The sequence below is a fragment of the Comamonas sp. A23 genome (assembly GCF_004522605.1).
Taxonomy (GTDB): Bacteria; Pseudomonadota; Gammaproteobacteria; order Burkholderiales; family Burkholderiaceae_C; genus Comamonas; species Comamonas thiooxydans.
This window is the reverse complement of record NZ_RSDT01000003.1, coordinates 414,356-427,490: the sequence shown is the minus strand read 5'-3', so window position 1 is coordinate 427,490 and position 13,135 is coordinate 414,356. Positions and strand designations below refer to the sequence as shown.

Here is a 13,135-nt window from a genome sequence, read left to right as displayed (position 1 = left end):
GGTTCAGGTGCCGGGCGGAGGTGGCGGCATCATGCCCGGGCGCGGCGGCCGCCGCCCTGGGCCTCCTGGCCCGCCTGGCGGCATGGAGCCCTTGACCTGGCAGAGCTTGTCGGCACTATCGCTGCGCACCACCACGGTCTTCGATGCCAGCATCACCCCTCCCAGGTTCTGCACATCGAAGACATAAGGCGTCTTGTCCGGCTCCTGCCCGACCACGTTGTCCACATCCAGGCGGGTATCGGGCTGGCCCTTGTCCCTGTAGGGCGGCGCCTGCGCAAAGATCTCGCTGTTGAGCGCATCGCTGAACAACAACTGGCTGGTCAGCCACGATGCAGCGCTGTCCGCCGGGTCGTAGCTGCCTTGCAGAATGCGAAAGTGCACATGCACGGCGCGGCCGCGATACCAGCCGGGGTAGCAGCTGTCGAAGCGCGCCACGCCATTGCCGTCGGTGCGTTGATAGCCGCGAAAGAACTGCTTGTTCCCATCGGTCGCATCGTTGTTGCACATGCGGTGAATCTGGCCCGAGTAACCGCCCGTGTGATTGGTATGCCAGATCTCCACAATCGTGCCCGGCACCGGCTCGCAGCGCTCGTTGACCACGCGGATCTGCATATGCAGCGGCAGGCCATCCCAGCCATCGCTGACATCCATGCGCTCGGGAGACAGCGTATGGCAGGGGCCGATGGTGGCCTCGCAGGTCAGGCGGCAACTGCCCGCCAGCCCGGCACCGGCAAACGGGTTGATGCCGCGCACGGCAGCGGTGATGGCCTTGGTGCCACCGCTGAGCCATGGAGCAGCGGCTTTCCCCACGCTCCTCACCGACTCCGCAGCGGGAGCTGCGCAGCCGAGCAAGGGAATGACGGGCAGCACCCCCAGTACAGCACCGGAATGCTGCAGCCAATGCCTGCGGGTAAGCGGCAGGAACGAGTCGGAGGATGAATGGGACATGGAGCTTGGGCGTCAAGTCAGACTGACCGCATGCTAGTGCACGGCAAGTCATTCAGGCGCTTGCTTTGCGAGCTTTACCGCAACGATACATCCACGCAGCGCCCCCCAAATTACCCTTAACCGACAGATCTCCAGCACTGCAAAGCACTCACCAATCCATAGCAAACACCACTTTGATTTCGGGCGTAATAGATTGATTTCAATAAAGAAAAATCAAGACCTCAAGCAGCAACCCGTCCATCAAGTCTGGTGTTAACCCTCTGCGCCGGCCTGTCACTCGCTTCAAAGATGCATGCACTGGCGGAAGGCCAGGATAACCACCCAGAGGAGATGAAGTAGATGACACAGGAGACCCAGAAAACCGGCCGCCGCAACCTACTCAAAGGTGCCGCGGTGGCTGCTTCCGCCATGTCCGTGCCCATGATAAGCACGGCCCAGACCACGTCCTGGCGCTTTCAGAGTACCTGGCCAGCCAAGGATATTTTTCACGAGTTTGCCCAGGACTTCGCGAAGAAAGTCAACGACATGACCGGCAACCGCCTCAAGATCGAGGTGCTGCCTGCCGGCTCCGTGGTGCCTGCATTCCAGTTGCTGGATGCGGTATCCAAAGGCACGCTGGATGGCGGGCACGGCGTGATTGCGTACTGGTATGGCAAAAGCCAGGCCGTAGCGCTGTGGGGGTCCGGACCGGCCTTTGGCATGGATGCCAATATGGTGCTGGCCTGGCACAACTATGGCGGAGGCAAGGAGCTGCTGGACGAGATCTACGGCGGCCTGAAAATGGACGTGGTCTCCAAACTCTATGGCCCCATGCCGACCCAGCCGCTGGGCTGGTTCAAGAAACCCGTGGCCAAGGTGGAAGACCTGAAGGGACTGAAATTCCGCACCGTCGGCCTTGCCGTGGATGTGTTTACGGAAATGGGTCTGGCTGTGAACCCACTGCCTGCCGGTGAGATCGTTCCAGCCCTGGATCGCGGCCTGCTGGATGCCGCCGAGTTCAACAATGCATCCAGCGACCGCGTGCTGGGCTTTCCGGATGTGACCAAGAACTGCATGCTGCAAAGCTTTCACCAGTCGAGTGAGCAGTTCGAGGTGCTGTTCAACAAGACCAAGTTCAACGCCCTGCCGGCCGAGATCAAGTCCATCATCGAGTACGCCACCCAGGCCGCCAGCGCCGACATGAGCTGGAAGGCCACCGACCGCTATGCCAAGGACTATGCAGAGATGCAGTCCAAGCAAGGCGTGAAGTTCTACAAGACACCCGACGCCATCCTGCGCGCCCAACTGGCTGCCTGGGACAAGGTGACATCCAAGAAGGCCGCCGAGAACCCCATGTTCAAGCGGGTGATGGACTCCATGCGCACGTTTGCCCAGCGCAGCGGACGCTGGCAAAACGATACCGACCTCGACTTCAAGATGGCCTGGAACCACTACTTCGCGCAAAAGCGCAGTTGATTCCGACGCAGCGCAGCCCAGCAGGGGCTGCGCCTGTCTGCCTCCCGCAGTCCCGCCCCGGCAGGCGGGCATCTCATCTTCTTCGCACCTCGCTGCATCACGCAGCGGAGACTGCCATGCAAAAAATTCTGCTTGCTGTCGATGCGTTCTCGACCTTTATCGGCAAGGTGGCGGCCTGGGCCGTGGTGCTGCTGACAATGCTGATCAGCTGGGAGGTGTTCTCCCGCTATGCACTGAACAAACCTCACGCCTGGGTGCTGGATGCACAGATCATGCTCTACGGCACCATGTTCATGCTGGCCGGCGCCTACACCCTGTCCAAGAACGGCCATGTGCGCGGCGATGTGCTCTACGGCTTCTTCAGCCCGCGTGCGCAGGCTGCCGTGGATCTGTGCCTGTACATCCTGTTCTTCCTGCCTGGCGTACTGGCGCTGACCTGGGCCGGCTGGACCTATGCCCACGAATCGCTGGATATTCGCGAGCAGACCTTCTCTGCCCATCCGTTGCCGCTGTATCCATTCAAATTCATGATTCCGCTGGCTGGTGGCGTGCTGCTGCTTCAGGGCCTGGCTGAAATCGCCCGCTGCATGCTGTGCCTGCGCGACGGCCAATGGCCCCGTCGCGGCGCAGACGTGGAAGAAGTGGATGTGGAAAAGCTCAAGGAAATGGTGCAGGAGGGCAAAGCATGAAGATGCGCAAGGAACTCTGGTTCGGCTTTTCCATCATGGCCCTGGTCGTGCTCTCGGCCATCGTGCTGCTGCTGGGCGTAGAAAACATCACCAACGGCCATCTGGGCCTGCTGATGCTGTCGCTGGTGGTGGTCGCCATCATGCTGGGCTTTCCCACTGCCTTCACGCTGATGGGCATGGGCATGATCTTCACCTGGCTGGCCTATGAGCGCGATACCACACGCACACTGGATTTGATGGTGCAGTCAGCCTACAAGAGCATGACCAATGACGTGCTCATCGCCATCCCCCTTTTCGTCTTCATGGGCTATCTGGTCGAGCGCGCCAACCTGATCGAAAAGCTGTTCAAAAGCATGCACCTGGCCATGGCCCGCGTGCCGGGCTCGCTTGCTGTGGCCACGCTGGTGACCTGCACCGTGTTTGCCACCGCCACCGGCATTGTGGGCGCCGTGGTCACGCTCATGGGCCTGCTGGCACTGCCCACCATGCTGCGTGCCGGCTACAGCACGTCCATGGCGGCAGGGGCCATCACGGCGGGTGGCTGCCTGGGTATCTTGATACCGCCTTCGGTGCTGCTGATTCTCTATGGCGCGACAGCAGGCGTTTCCGTCGTCCAGCTGTATGCCGGCGCTTTCTTCCCTGGCCTGATGCTTGCCGGCCTGTACGTGGGCTATGTGGTTATCATGGCCAAGATCAAGCCGGCCTGGGCACCACCGCTGTCAGCCGCCGAGCGCCAGGTAGCTCTACCGCCCCTGACTCGCGAGCTGCCCGCCACCGCTCAGCAATACGCCCCCATGCGCCTGCTGGCCGCACTCAAAGGCCAGCGCAATGCACAGGTTCCCACAGGCTATCTGCTGCGCCAGCTGGCCGTGGTGGTTCTGCCCGGAATGCTGTTCCTGCTGCTGGCTGCCAGCAGTTGGCAGGCAGTGACGACGCCTGCGGTGCAGGAACAGTTCGAGATCCAGCCCATAGGCATGGAAAGCAGCAGCTCCTCCAGCTCCGGCACTGGCCTTGCCGAGCCGCCCATAGAAGGTGGCTTGCAGGAACCACCCACAGAAGGAGGGCTACAGGAGCCGCCCGGCTCAGAGTCCTCCGCCCCGGTGGCAGCAACGGCGCCGGCAGAGCCTGAAACAGGCAGCAACGCACCGGGCGTGCCTGCTGCCAGCCAGGCTGAAACCCAGCCAGCCCCCACCTGGTGGTGGATTGGCTTTGCAGTGCTGGGGACCTGCATCGCACTGTTTTATCTGTTTCTGAGTTTTGCGCGGCTGGAAATCTTCAAGATGCTGCTGGGCTCGTTCTTTCCGCTGGTGGTGCTGATCCTGACCGTACTCGGCTCCATTGTCTTTGGCCTGGCCACGCCGACCGAAGCGGCTGCCATGGGTGCCTTGGGCGGCTTTGTGCTTGCCGCTGCCTACAAGCGCCTGAGTATCGATGTCGTCAAGGAGTCCGTGTACCTGACCGCCAAGACCTCGGCCATGGTCTGCTGGCTGTTTGTGGGCTCGGCCATTTTCTCCGCCGCCTTTGCATTGCTGGGCGGGCAGGAGCTGATAGAGCGCTGGGTGCTGTCCATGAACCTCAGCAAGATAGAGTTCATGATCCTCTCCCAGGTCGTGATCTTTCTGCTGGGCTGGCCGCTGGAATGGACGGAGATCATCGTCATCTTCATGCCCATCTTCATCCCTCTGCTCAACCACTTTGGCGTTGACCCGCTGTTCTTCGGCCTGCTGGTGGCGCTGAATCTGCAGACGGCCTTCCTCTCTCCACCCGTGGCCATGTCTGCCTTCTACCTCAAGGGGGTGGCACCGCCTTCGGTGACGCTCAACCAGATATTCGTGGGCATGATGCCCTTCATGGGCATACAAATCCTGGCCATCGTGCTGCTCTACATCTGGCCGCAGATCGGTCTGTGGCTGCCGGAACTGCTCTACAAATAACAAAAGGCCACCAGCACATCACTATCAAATGCATAGCTGACTGCGCTTGTTACATAGCAACTTCGTGTTCAAAGAGATGAGAACATGAGCTGTATCAAGCGCAAACCGCTATCTTCTTAGAAGCGATAAGCACAACAAAAGCCGAGGTCACCATGGCCTTGTCGCGCAGTCATCAGGTCTTTGCCGTACCATCCAGACCCTTGCTTGATAGGTACAAGCCATGATCCGGATCGCAGAACTCAAACTCCCTCTCTCGGCGGTTGAATACCACCCCGAGAACCACACCGAATACCAGCCCACGGACAAGCTCACGCAGCTTGCTGCCGAGCGCCTGGGAATTGCGGCCGCCGCCATTGCCAAGCTGCATGTGCACAAGCGCAGCTTCGATGCGCGCAAGGCGGAACTGCTGGCCGTCTACATTGTCGACATCACGCTGGCCGACGAGGGCCAGGAGGCCGCGCTGCTGACGCAGTTTGCCGACCATCCCCATGTCAACCCGACGCCAGACATGAGCTGGAAACCCGTGGGCCAGGCCCCGGCGGATCTGGATGAGCGCCCCGTGGTCGTGGGCTTTGGCCCCTGCGGCATGTTTGCCGGGCTGGTTCTGGCCCAGATGGGCTTCAAGCCCATCGTGCTGGAGCGCGGCAAGACCGTGCGCGAGCGCACCAAGGACACCTGGCGCCTGTGGCGCAAGCGCGAGCTGACGCCCGAGTCCAATGTGCAGTACGGCGAAGGCGGCGCCGGCACCTTCTCCGACGGCAAGCTCTACAGCCAGATCAAGGACCCGCGCCATCTGGGCCGCAAGGTGCTGACCGAGTTCGTGACCTATGGTGCGCCGCCCGAAATTCTCTACGCGGCTCACCCCCATATCGGCACTTTCAAGCTGGTCAAACTGGTCGAAGGCATTCGCGAGGAAATCGTGCGCCTGGGCGGCGAAATCCGCTTCGAGCAGCGCGTGACCGATGTACAGATCGAAGAAGTCGACGGCCAGCGCCAACTGGTCGGCCTGCAGGTGCTCGACCAGGCCACAGGCCAAAGCTATGCGCTGCCCACCCACCATGCCGTGATGGCGCTGGGTCACAGCTCGCGCGACACTTTTGCCATGTTCTACGAGCGCGGCGTGGCCATGGAGGCCAAACCCTTCTCCGTGGGCTTTCGCATCGAGCATCCGCAAAGCGTGATCGACCGCGCCCGCTGGGGCAAGGATGCCGGCCACCCTCTGCTGGGCGCTGCCGACTACAAGCTGGTGCACCATGCCAAAAATGGCCGCGCCGTCTACAGCTTCTGCATGTGCCCGGGCGGCACCGTGGTGGCAGCGACCAGCGAACCCGGGCGCGTCGTCACCAACGGCATGAGCCAGTATTCGCGCGCCGAGCGCAATGCCAATGCCGGCATGGTCTGCGCCATCAGCCCCGAGGACTACCCGCAAGACGCCGAGAGCTTTGCCTGGGCCTTTGACGGCAAGACCTTTGGCGTTGAAAAGCAGCAAAAAGGCGAGCATCACCCGCTTTCCGGCATTGTGCTGCAGCGCCAGCTGGAGTCCAGGGCCTATGTGCTCGGCGGCCAGAACTACAGTGCGCCCGGCCAGCTCGTGGGTGACTTTGTGACTGGCAAGCCCTCCACCGAATTTGGCGAAGTTCAGCCCTCCTACAAGCCCGGCATCAGCCTCGGCGATCTGCACCAGGCCCTGCCCGCCTATGCGATCGAAGCCATGCGCGAGGCCCTGCCCGCCTTTGGCAAGAAGATTCGCGGCTACGACATAAAGGATGCCGTGCTGACCGGTGTGGAAACCCGCACCTCGTCCCCGGTCAAGATCGGTCGCGGCGCCGACTTCCAGAGCGATAACACGCGCGGTCTATACCCGGCCGGTGAAGGTGCGAGTTACGCAGGCGGCATTCTGTCGGCCGGTGTGGATGGCATCAAGGTCGGCGAGGCCGTAGCGGCTGCGATTCTCGGAGTCGAAGTCCCCTCCTCGGGCGCGCGCGGCTCGGGCGGAGCCCTGTAAGCGAGGCAGACAGCCTCGCTGCCCCCCTCCCAGGCATGCCAGCCCTGCTGCTGGCTGCCTTTGATGGTGCTTCCATACCTGACGTCATGGCTTTACAATTTTTTGGACGCCGACTGACAATGCACCAGGCTGGCATCGGTACGCTGGTGACTTCATCGCACGCCAGCGTCACCATGAAACCTCTGCGACTTGCCCCTGCCTCCATGTCCCTGGGACTGGCCTGCTGGCTGGCTGCAGTCAGTGCCGGCGCACAAACCAGTGATTCCGCCGCTGCAGCAGATACTGCCGGCAGCAAGCCCTCTGCGCTGTCGGGCTGGATGCTTGGCTACGCGCCCCTGGACTGGCACTTCTCCGATGCCAAAAAGGAAAACGATTTCGAGCCCGACGAACAAAAGCATGCCTATGTCTGGCTGATCCAGGCCGAGAAGGAGCTGGACGAGCGCCATATCGCGGGATTCGCCTATTTCAGGAACTCATTCGGCCAGCCCAGCCAGTACGCCTATTACGGCTGGCGACTCAGGCCTTTTGACAGCGTGCCAAGCCTTTTATTCAAGGTCACGGGCGGCATCATTCACGGCTACAAGTTTCCGTACAACAAGAAGATCCCGTTCAACAACAGGCATGGCTGGGGCATCACGGCCATTCCGGCCGTGGGCTATGACTTCAACAGCAACTGGGGCCCCCAGATCAATGTGCTGGGCAATGCCGGCGTGATGTTCCAGCTCAACTACACGGTTCGCTAGGCCGCAGGGAACGACCTGTCAGGCACCGCGCAGCCTGGCAAAATCAGGCGTACGCTTTTCCAGAAAGGCCGCAATGCCTTCGCGGGACTCCTCGTTGCCCTGGGCCTCGACCATGTAGTCAGCCTCCAGCGCCAGCTGCTGCTCCAGACTGTGGCTGTGAGCCACCCGGCATAGCGCCTTGATGCGCGCAGTCGCGACCTCCGGCCCCTGGGCCAGTTGTCTGGCCAGCTCCAGCGCTTGGGCCAGGGCCTGGCCCGGCTCCGTCAAACGGTTGATGCAGCCATGCGCATGCATGCGCTCGCCGCTGATGCGCTCGCCCGTCAGGCAGAGCTCGGTCAGCAATTGGCGGGACATGAATTCGGCCAGAAACGAAGTCGCGCCACCGTCGGGTGTGAGGCCAACCTTCACATAGGCCACCGAGAAAACCGCCGACCTTGCCGCCACCAGCATGTCGCAAGCCATGGCCAGAGACAGGCCTGCACCAGCGGCAGCGCCCTCCACCGCCGCAATCACGGGTTTGGGGCAGTCGCGTATGGCACGAATCAGATGGTTGAGGTCCTCAAGCTTTAGGCGGCGTTCGGCCAGCGGCATCTCGCGCCTCGTTGCCAGCTGGTTCAGATCGCCGCCAGCGCAGAAATGACCGCCCTCGCCTGTCAGAATCACGGCGGCCACCGAGGCATCGGTGCCGGCCGCACGCAGCGCTTCCATGACCGCGTGGTAATACTCGGGCGACAGCGCATTGCGCGCTGCCTGGTTGTTGTTGGAGAGAACAAGAACAGAGCCTTCGCGGCGGGTGACAAGAGCAGGATTCACGGCAAACCTCCTGCATCCGACTCTAGCGATACAGGCACGGCCCGCCTAGCGGGCGGATGCCCTCTCTTGTCACCTAGCGGACGCCCTCAGCGGCGCGGTCCCCAATGGCCGCCGCCGTGATGCCAGCCGCCAGGACCATGATTCCACCCACCCTCATGCCAGCCATAGCCGGGACGTGGCGGCATGGCCCAGCGGCCGGGGCGCCAGTTGTAGCGCCCGCCGCCCCAGCCCCAGGAGCCGCCGATCCAGACATAGGCCGGCGAGGGAGCCACCGGGATCACCTCGTTGATCAGGGGAGGCGGGGCCATGGGTGCATAGACGTCGCCCGCAACCACCTCGGTTCCATAAGCCGGATAGGCCGGGGCCACCACGCAGCCCGTAAGCAGGGCAGCGGAGCCGCCCAGCAGCAAGACCGGCAGCAGTCGGCGGGTCATGGTTTGAGAGATGAAGGACATCACAACTCCTGAAAGTCCGGGGACATGTATATGCTCCTACAACGCAAAAGCCCCTGCCGGTTGTTGACAGGGGCTTGTGAAGCAGCGGTAAAGACCGGCTACTGCCGTTTACACATGCGTACGCTTAGCGGGCGTTTTGCAGTGCAGCAATGCGCTGCTCGATGGGCGGGTGGGTAGAGAACAGCTGGCCGATGCCACCGGCAATGCCCATGGCCGCCACGCTCTTGGGCAGCTCGCCCGGATGCATGCCGCCCAGACGGGCCAGCGCATTCATCATGGGCTGCTTGCGCCCCATGAGCTGGGCAGCACCCGCATCGGCACGGAACTCGCGCTGGCGCGAGAACCAGGCCACGATCATGGCGGCGACAAAGCCCAGCAGGATATCCAGCACCACGGTGGTGATCATGTAGCCGATGCCGGGGCCGGAGCTTTGCTCGTCGTTGCGGCGCAGGAAGGAGTCGACCGCATAGCCGATCACGCGCGAGAGGAAGACCACAAAGGTGTTCATCACGCCCTGGATCAGCGTCATGGTCACCATGTCGCCATTGGCGATGTGGGCCACTTCGTGACCGATCACGGCCTCGACCTCTTCACGGGTCATGCCTTCGAGCAGACCTGTGGACACGGCCACCAGGGCCGAGTTCTTGAAGGCGCCGGTCGCAAAGGCGTTGGGCTCGCCCTCATAGATGCCGACCTCGGGCATGCCGATGCCAGCCTTTTCGGCAAAGCCGCGCACGGTGTTGACGATCCAGGCCTCATCGGCGTTGCGCGGCTCGTTGATGACCTGCACGCCCGATGTCCATTTGGCCATGGGTTTGGAGATCAGCAGCGAGATGATGGCGCCGCCAAAGCCCATGATGAAGGCAAAGCCCAGCAGGGCGCCCAGATTGAGGCCGTTGGCAGTGAGGTAGCGGTTGACGCCCAGCAGGCTGGCGACGATGCCCAATACCGCCACCACGGCGATATTGGTCAGTAGAAATAAGGCAATACGTTTCATCGAGGGTGTACTCCACACAGGGGACAAAATGACCAGAACCCCTGAGGCACCGCCTGTGCAGGACGAATGCTCATCAAACCAGTTCTGTTTCTGGCAGTACCCGTTGTTGTGTTGTTTGTGCGGTACGTGGGGCTCGGAAAACTAGAGAGTCATCATAGAAGGAAAAGTTCTGGTTTTGCAGGCACCAGTTCGGGATTCCCAATATGGGAATTGGTAGATAGGGCTTGCTGGCCAGATTGCAAGACCGGGTCCGCAACTGATCGACCAGCCAGCCATCGGCCTCGGCCGGCGACGTCAGGCCAGGAGCGTGCTCCAGCGGCACGCAGATCACATGCGCGGTGATGGCCTTGCGCGGCCGGACCAGCTTTTCCAGCAAGGCATGGCCTATGGGAAGGAAGCGTGCCTGCTCCCACAGTGCACGCCGGACCACGAACAGCTCCTGCCAGCGCTTGTCGCGCAGCGCATCGCACAGTGCCTGCGGCGCCAGCAGCAAGCCGCCGTTCTCGTCCAGCACCGTGATCGAATCGCGCAGGCGCCCGCGCTGCGCCCCCACACCCTGGCGCTCTATCTCGGCCGCCTGCAGCGCGTTGAGCCGCTGCTTGAGCAACGGCCAGTGCAGCCAAATCAGGCCGTTGAAGAAGTCATGCAGATTGTCGCGCGTGGGAATGCTGCGCCGGCTGTGGATGAATGCCTCATAGGCCTGGCCGGCAGGCAGCTGCAGCTGATCGACGAACTGCCAGCCCGGCAGCAGTCCTTGGGCGGCAGCCACCTCCTGCAAGGCCCGGGCCACGCCGGCACCGCCCAGCACCCGGTCATGAACCTGACGTCCAAGCGCTTGCAGCGGTGCCAGCCATGGCGCCTGCCAGTCAACGGCCCAATCCACCGACTGCACTGCGGTGGGCTCCATCAAGGCAGCACCTCGTCCTGATGCCCGCGCAGATCGCGCACAGCCACCCTGGCAGTGCCCTCGTCACGCAGCTCGAACACCTGGGTCGCGGCCATGAGCTTGGTCAGCGAGGCATAGCCATAGTTGCGTGCATCAAACGACAGCTTGTTGCCGATATGCGTTCCCACCGCCGCCACACGTGCCCAGCCGGCCTCGTCCTGGGTGGCCTTGACGGCATCGCGCAGCATGGCGATGAGCTGCCTGTCTTCCTTGAGCATGTGCGAAGGCACGCGCAGCGTGGTGCAGGCCGGTGCGGCCACACCGGTGCCGCCTGCCACCCGGCCATTGCCGGCATTGGGATTCGGTCCCAGCGGCTGGCTTGCCGCGGGCACCGCGCGCGGCACGGCATCGGCCTCCAGAGCCTCGCGGCGCTCGCTGCGGCTGACAATGCCGTCGCCCAGCTCCTTGAGCGCATCGAAATACAGAAAGCGCGAGCAGGCATTGACGAAAGCCCTGGGCGTCTGCTCCGCCCCGAATCCATAGACGGCAGCGCCCTTGGCGCGCAAATGCATGACCAGCGGGGTGAAGTCGGCATCCGACGAGACGATGCCGAAGGCATCGGGCTTTTCGGTATAGAGCAGCTCCATGGCATCCACCGTCATGGCCATATCGGTCGCGTTCTTGCCCTTGGAGTAGTCGAACTGCTGCATGGGCCGCACGGCATATTCGAGCAGCTTGCTCTGCCAGCCATGCAGACCGGCCTTGGTCCAGTTGCCATAGGCACGGCGAATATTGATCAGGCCGAAGGTGGACAGCTCGGTCAATATCTCGTCAATCATCTCTGCGGGCGCGTTGTCCGCATCGATCAGCAAGGCAATCCTGGGCTGGACATCGTTGGGCATGCAATCTCCTGAGCGCTGTTTGGCCAAGCCTAACCGAGGCTCTGCGCAAAGCCAAACTAAAAAAGGAGCGGCTTGCGCAACTCCTTTCTTGATTTCAGACCGGAAACACCTTTGATTCAAGTGAACACAGGCGCTTGCAGCTACTGTTTTTAATCCAGCATCTTCCAGGGCAGGGCTTCGCCAAAGCGCAGCGGCTTGAGCTGCGCCCCTTCGCCGTATGCAAAGCTCACGGGCGGCGTCCAGCTTTCCTTGACCAGGGTGATGGTGTCGGTGTTGCGGGGCAGTCCGTAGAAATCGGCTCCGTTGAAGGAGGCAAAGGCTTCCAGTTTGTCGAGAGCCCCGACGCCGTCGAACACCTCGGCATACATCTCGATGGCGGCGTGGGCACTGTAGCAGCCGGCGCAACCGGTCGCGGCTTCCTTCAGATGCGCTGCATGGGGTGCGCTGTCCGTGCCCAGGAAGAACTTGCTGCTGCCGCTGGTGGCGGCCTGCACCAGCGCCAGGCGATGGGTTTCGCGCTTCAGGACCGGCAGGCAATAGAAATGCGGGCGCACGCCGCCCAGGAAGATGGCGTTGCGGTTGAACAGCAGATGCTGGGGCGTGATGGTCGCAGCCAGGAAATCATCGGCCTCAGCCACGTACTCGGCGGCTTCCTTGGTCGTCACATGCTCCATGACGATCTTGAGCTCGGGGAAATCCTTGCGCAGAGGCTTGAGCTGCTGCTCGATGAACACGGCTTCACGGTCGAACAGGTCGATGCTCTGATCGGTGACTTCACCATGCACCAGCAGCACCAGGCCTTCGCGCTGCATGGCTTGCAGCGTGGGATAAATCTTGCGCAGATCGGTCACGCCATGGTCGGAATTGGTCGTGGCACCTGCGGGGTAAAGCTTGCAGGCCACCACGCCGGCCGCCTTGGCGCGCACGATTTCCTGAGGGCCCAGGTTGTCCGTCAGATACAGCGTCATCAGCGGCTGGAACTGGCTGCCTTCAGGCACGGCCGACAGAATGCGGGCGCGGTAGTCCGCAGCCATCTCCGCCGTGGTGACCGGGGGCTTGAGGTTGGGCATGATGATGGCACGGCCCATCTGGCGGGCAGTGTGCGGCACCACGCAGCGCATGGCATCGCCATCGCGCACATGCAAGTGCCAATCATCGGGGCGGGTAATCGTGATGGTCTGAGTCATGGCCGATATTGTCCCATCTTCGCTGGCGGCAAGGCCGCACCCGACCCCGCAAGAGCAGTGCTCCCACGGCGACCGCAGGCTCTTCTCTCTGGCATTTGGCGCAAAAATCCTCAAAAATGAA

Annotated in this window: 12 protein-coding genes; 5 read left to right on the top strand and 7 right to left on the bottom strand. The window is 62.3% G+C overall.

Translation table 11 applies throughout. The annotated features are described in order from the left end of the window. Window positions 1–3: 3 nt before the first annotated feature. The gene (locus EIC84_RS10255; RefSeq protein ID WP_100086424.1) at window positions 4–948 is read right to left on the bottom strand and encodes an intradiol ring-cleavage dioxygenase; all 945 of its coding nucleotides are present in this window, start codon (window positions 946–948) and stop codon (window positions 4–6) included. A 339-nt stretch (window positions 949–1,287) separates the two neighbouring features. On the opposite strand from EIC84_RS10255, the gene EIC84_RS10250 reads away from it, so the two are divergent. The 5 genes from EIC84_RS10250 (at window position 1,288) to EIC84_RS10230 (ending at window position 7,774) form a co-directional block, all read left to right on the top strand. Beyond that, window positions 1,288–2,403 (top strand): TRAP transporter substrate-binding protein, encoded by a 1,116-nt coding sequence (locus tag EIC84_RS10250; RefSeq protein WP_003068127.1) that lies wholly within the window; start codon window positions 1,288–1,290, stop codon window positions 2,401–2,403. Between the two features lie 116 nt (window positions 2,404–2,519). Next, window positions 2,520–3,092: a TRAP transporter small permease subunit gene (locus EIC84_RS10245; RefSeq protein WP_003068125.1), complete on the top strand. Its 573-nt coding sequence runs from the start codon at window positions 2,520–2,522 to the stop codon at window positions 3,090–3,092. Next, on the top strand, window positions 3,089–5,026 hold the full coding sequence (locus EIC84_RS10240) for a TRAP transporter large permease subunit (protein WP_003068123.1): 1,938 nt from the start codon (window positions 3,089–3,091) through the stop codon (window positions 5,024–5,026). The genes EIC84_RS10245 and EIC84_RS10240 overlap by 4 nt, the downstream gene beginning before the upstream one ends. Window positions 5,027–5,246: 220 nt before the next feature. After that, complete coding sequence (locus EIC84_RS10235; RefSeq protein WP_003068121.1) at window positions 5,247–7,031, top strand: NAD(P)/FAD-dependent oxidoreductase; 1,785 nt, start codon at window positions 5,247–5,249, stop codon at window positions 7,029–7,031. A 119-nt stretch (window positions 7,032–7,150) separates the two neighbouring features. Continuing rightward, window positions 7,151–7,774 (top strand): hypothetical protein, encoded by a 624-nt coding sequence (locus tag EIC84_RS10230; RefSeq protein ID WP_237704495.1) that lies wholly within the window; start codon window positions 7,151–7,153, stop codon window positions 7,772–7,774. An 18-nt stretch (window positions 7,775–7,792) separates the two neighbouring features. On the opposite strand, the gene EIC84_RS10225 is transcribed toward EIC84_RS10230, so the two are convergent. From EIC84_RS10225 to pyrC, 6 genes are all read right to left on the bottom strand, one after another. Continuing rightward, window positions 7,793–8,587 (bottom strand): oxepin-CoA hydrolase, alternative type, encoded by a 795-nt coding sequence (locus tag EIC84_RS10225; protein ID WP_003068117.1) that lies wholly within the window; start codon window positions 8,585–8,587, stop codon window positions 7,793–7,795. Window positions 8,588–8,673: 86 nt separating this feature from the next. Beyond that, window positions 8,674–9,042 carry a YXWGXW repeat-containing protein gene (locus EIC84_RS10220; RefSeq protein ID WP_003068115.1) on the bottom strand — a complete coding sequence of 123 codons (369 nt, stop codon included), beginning with the start codon at window positions 9,040–9,042 and terminating at the stop codon, window positions 8,674–8,676. A 124-nt stretch (window positions 9,043–9,166) separates the two neighbouring features. Continuing rightward, window positions 9,167–10,039: a protease HtpX gene (gene htpX, locus EIC84_RS10215; RefSeq protein WP_003068113.1), complete on the bottom strand. Its 873-nt coding sequence runs from the start codon at window positions 10,037–10,039 to the stop codon at window positions 9,167–9,169. 73 nt (window positions 10,040–10,112) lie between these two features. Next, entirely contained in the window at window positions 10,113–10,946 is an 834-nt protein-coding gene (locus tag EIC84_RS10210) for a DUF3025 domain-containing protein (RefSeq protein ID WP_003068110.1), read from the bottom strand. Beyond that, window positions 10,946–11,827 carry an NYN domain-containing protein gene (locus tag EIC84_RS10205; protein ID WP_003068107.1) on the bottom strand — a complete coding sequence of 294 codons (882 nt, stop codon included), beginning with the start codon at window positions 11,825–11,827 and terminating at the stop codon, window positions 10,946–10,948. The genes EIC84_RS10210 and EIC84_RS10205 overlap by 1 nt, the downstream gene beginning before the upstream one ends. A 149-nt stretch (window positions 11,828–11,976) precedes the next feature. Then, window positions 11,977–13,023 carry a dihydroorotase gene (gene pyrC / locus EIC84_RS10200; RefSeq protein ID WP_034362813.1) on the bottom strand — a complete coding sequence of 349 codons (1,047 nt, stop codon included), beginning with the start codon at window positions 13,021–13,023 and terminating at the stop codon, window positions 11,977–11,979. Window positions 13,024–13,135: the final 112 nt, after the last annotated feature.

Excerpts from the sequence above, each read along its gene's own strand:
- EIC84_RS10255 (WP_100086424.1), bottom strand. The coding sequence starts at position 948 with ATGTCCCATTCATCCTCCGACTCGTTCCTGCCGCTTACCCGCAGGCAT.
- EIC84_RS10250 (WP_003068127.1), top strand. The coding sequence starts at position 1,288 with ATGACACAGGAGACCCAGAAAACCGGCCGCCGCAACCTACTCAAAGGT.
- EIC84_RS10245 (WP_003068125.1), top strand. The coding sequence starts at position 2,520 with ATGCAAAAAATTCTGCTTGCTGTCGATGCGTTCTCGACCTTTATCGGC.
- EIC84_RS10240 (WP_003068123.1), top strand. The coding sequence starts at position 3,089 with ATGAAGATGCGCAAGGAACTCTGGTTCGGCTTTTCCATCATGGCCCTG.
- EIC84_RS10235 (WP_003068121.1), top strand. The coding sequence starts at position 5,247 with ATGATCCGGATCGCAGAACTCAAACTCCCTCTCTCGGCGGTTGAATAC.
- EIC84_RS10230 (WP_237704495.1), top strand. The coding sequence starts at position 7,151 with ATGCACCAGGCTGGCATCGGTACGCTGGTGACTTCATCGCACGCCAGC.
- EIC84_RS10220 (WP_003068115.1), bottom strand. The coding sequence starts at position 9,042 with ATGTCCTTCATCTCTCAAACCATGACCCGCCGACTGCTGCCGGTCTTG.
- htpX (WP_003068113.1), bottom strand. The coding sequence starts at position 10,039 with ATGAAACGTATTGCCTTATTTCTACTGACCAATATCGCCGTGGTGGCG.
- EIC84_RS10210 (WP_003068110.1), bottom strand. The coding sequence starts at position 10,946 with ATGGAGCCCACCGCAGTGCAGTCGGTGGATTGGGCCGTTGACTGGCAG.
- EIC84_RS10205 (WP_003068107.1), bottom strand. The coding sequence starts at position 11,827 with ATGCCCAACGATGTCCAGCCCAGGATTGCCTTGCTGATCGATGCGGAC.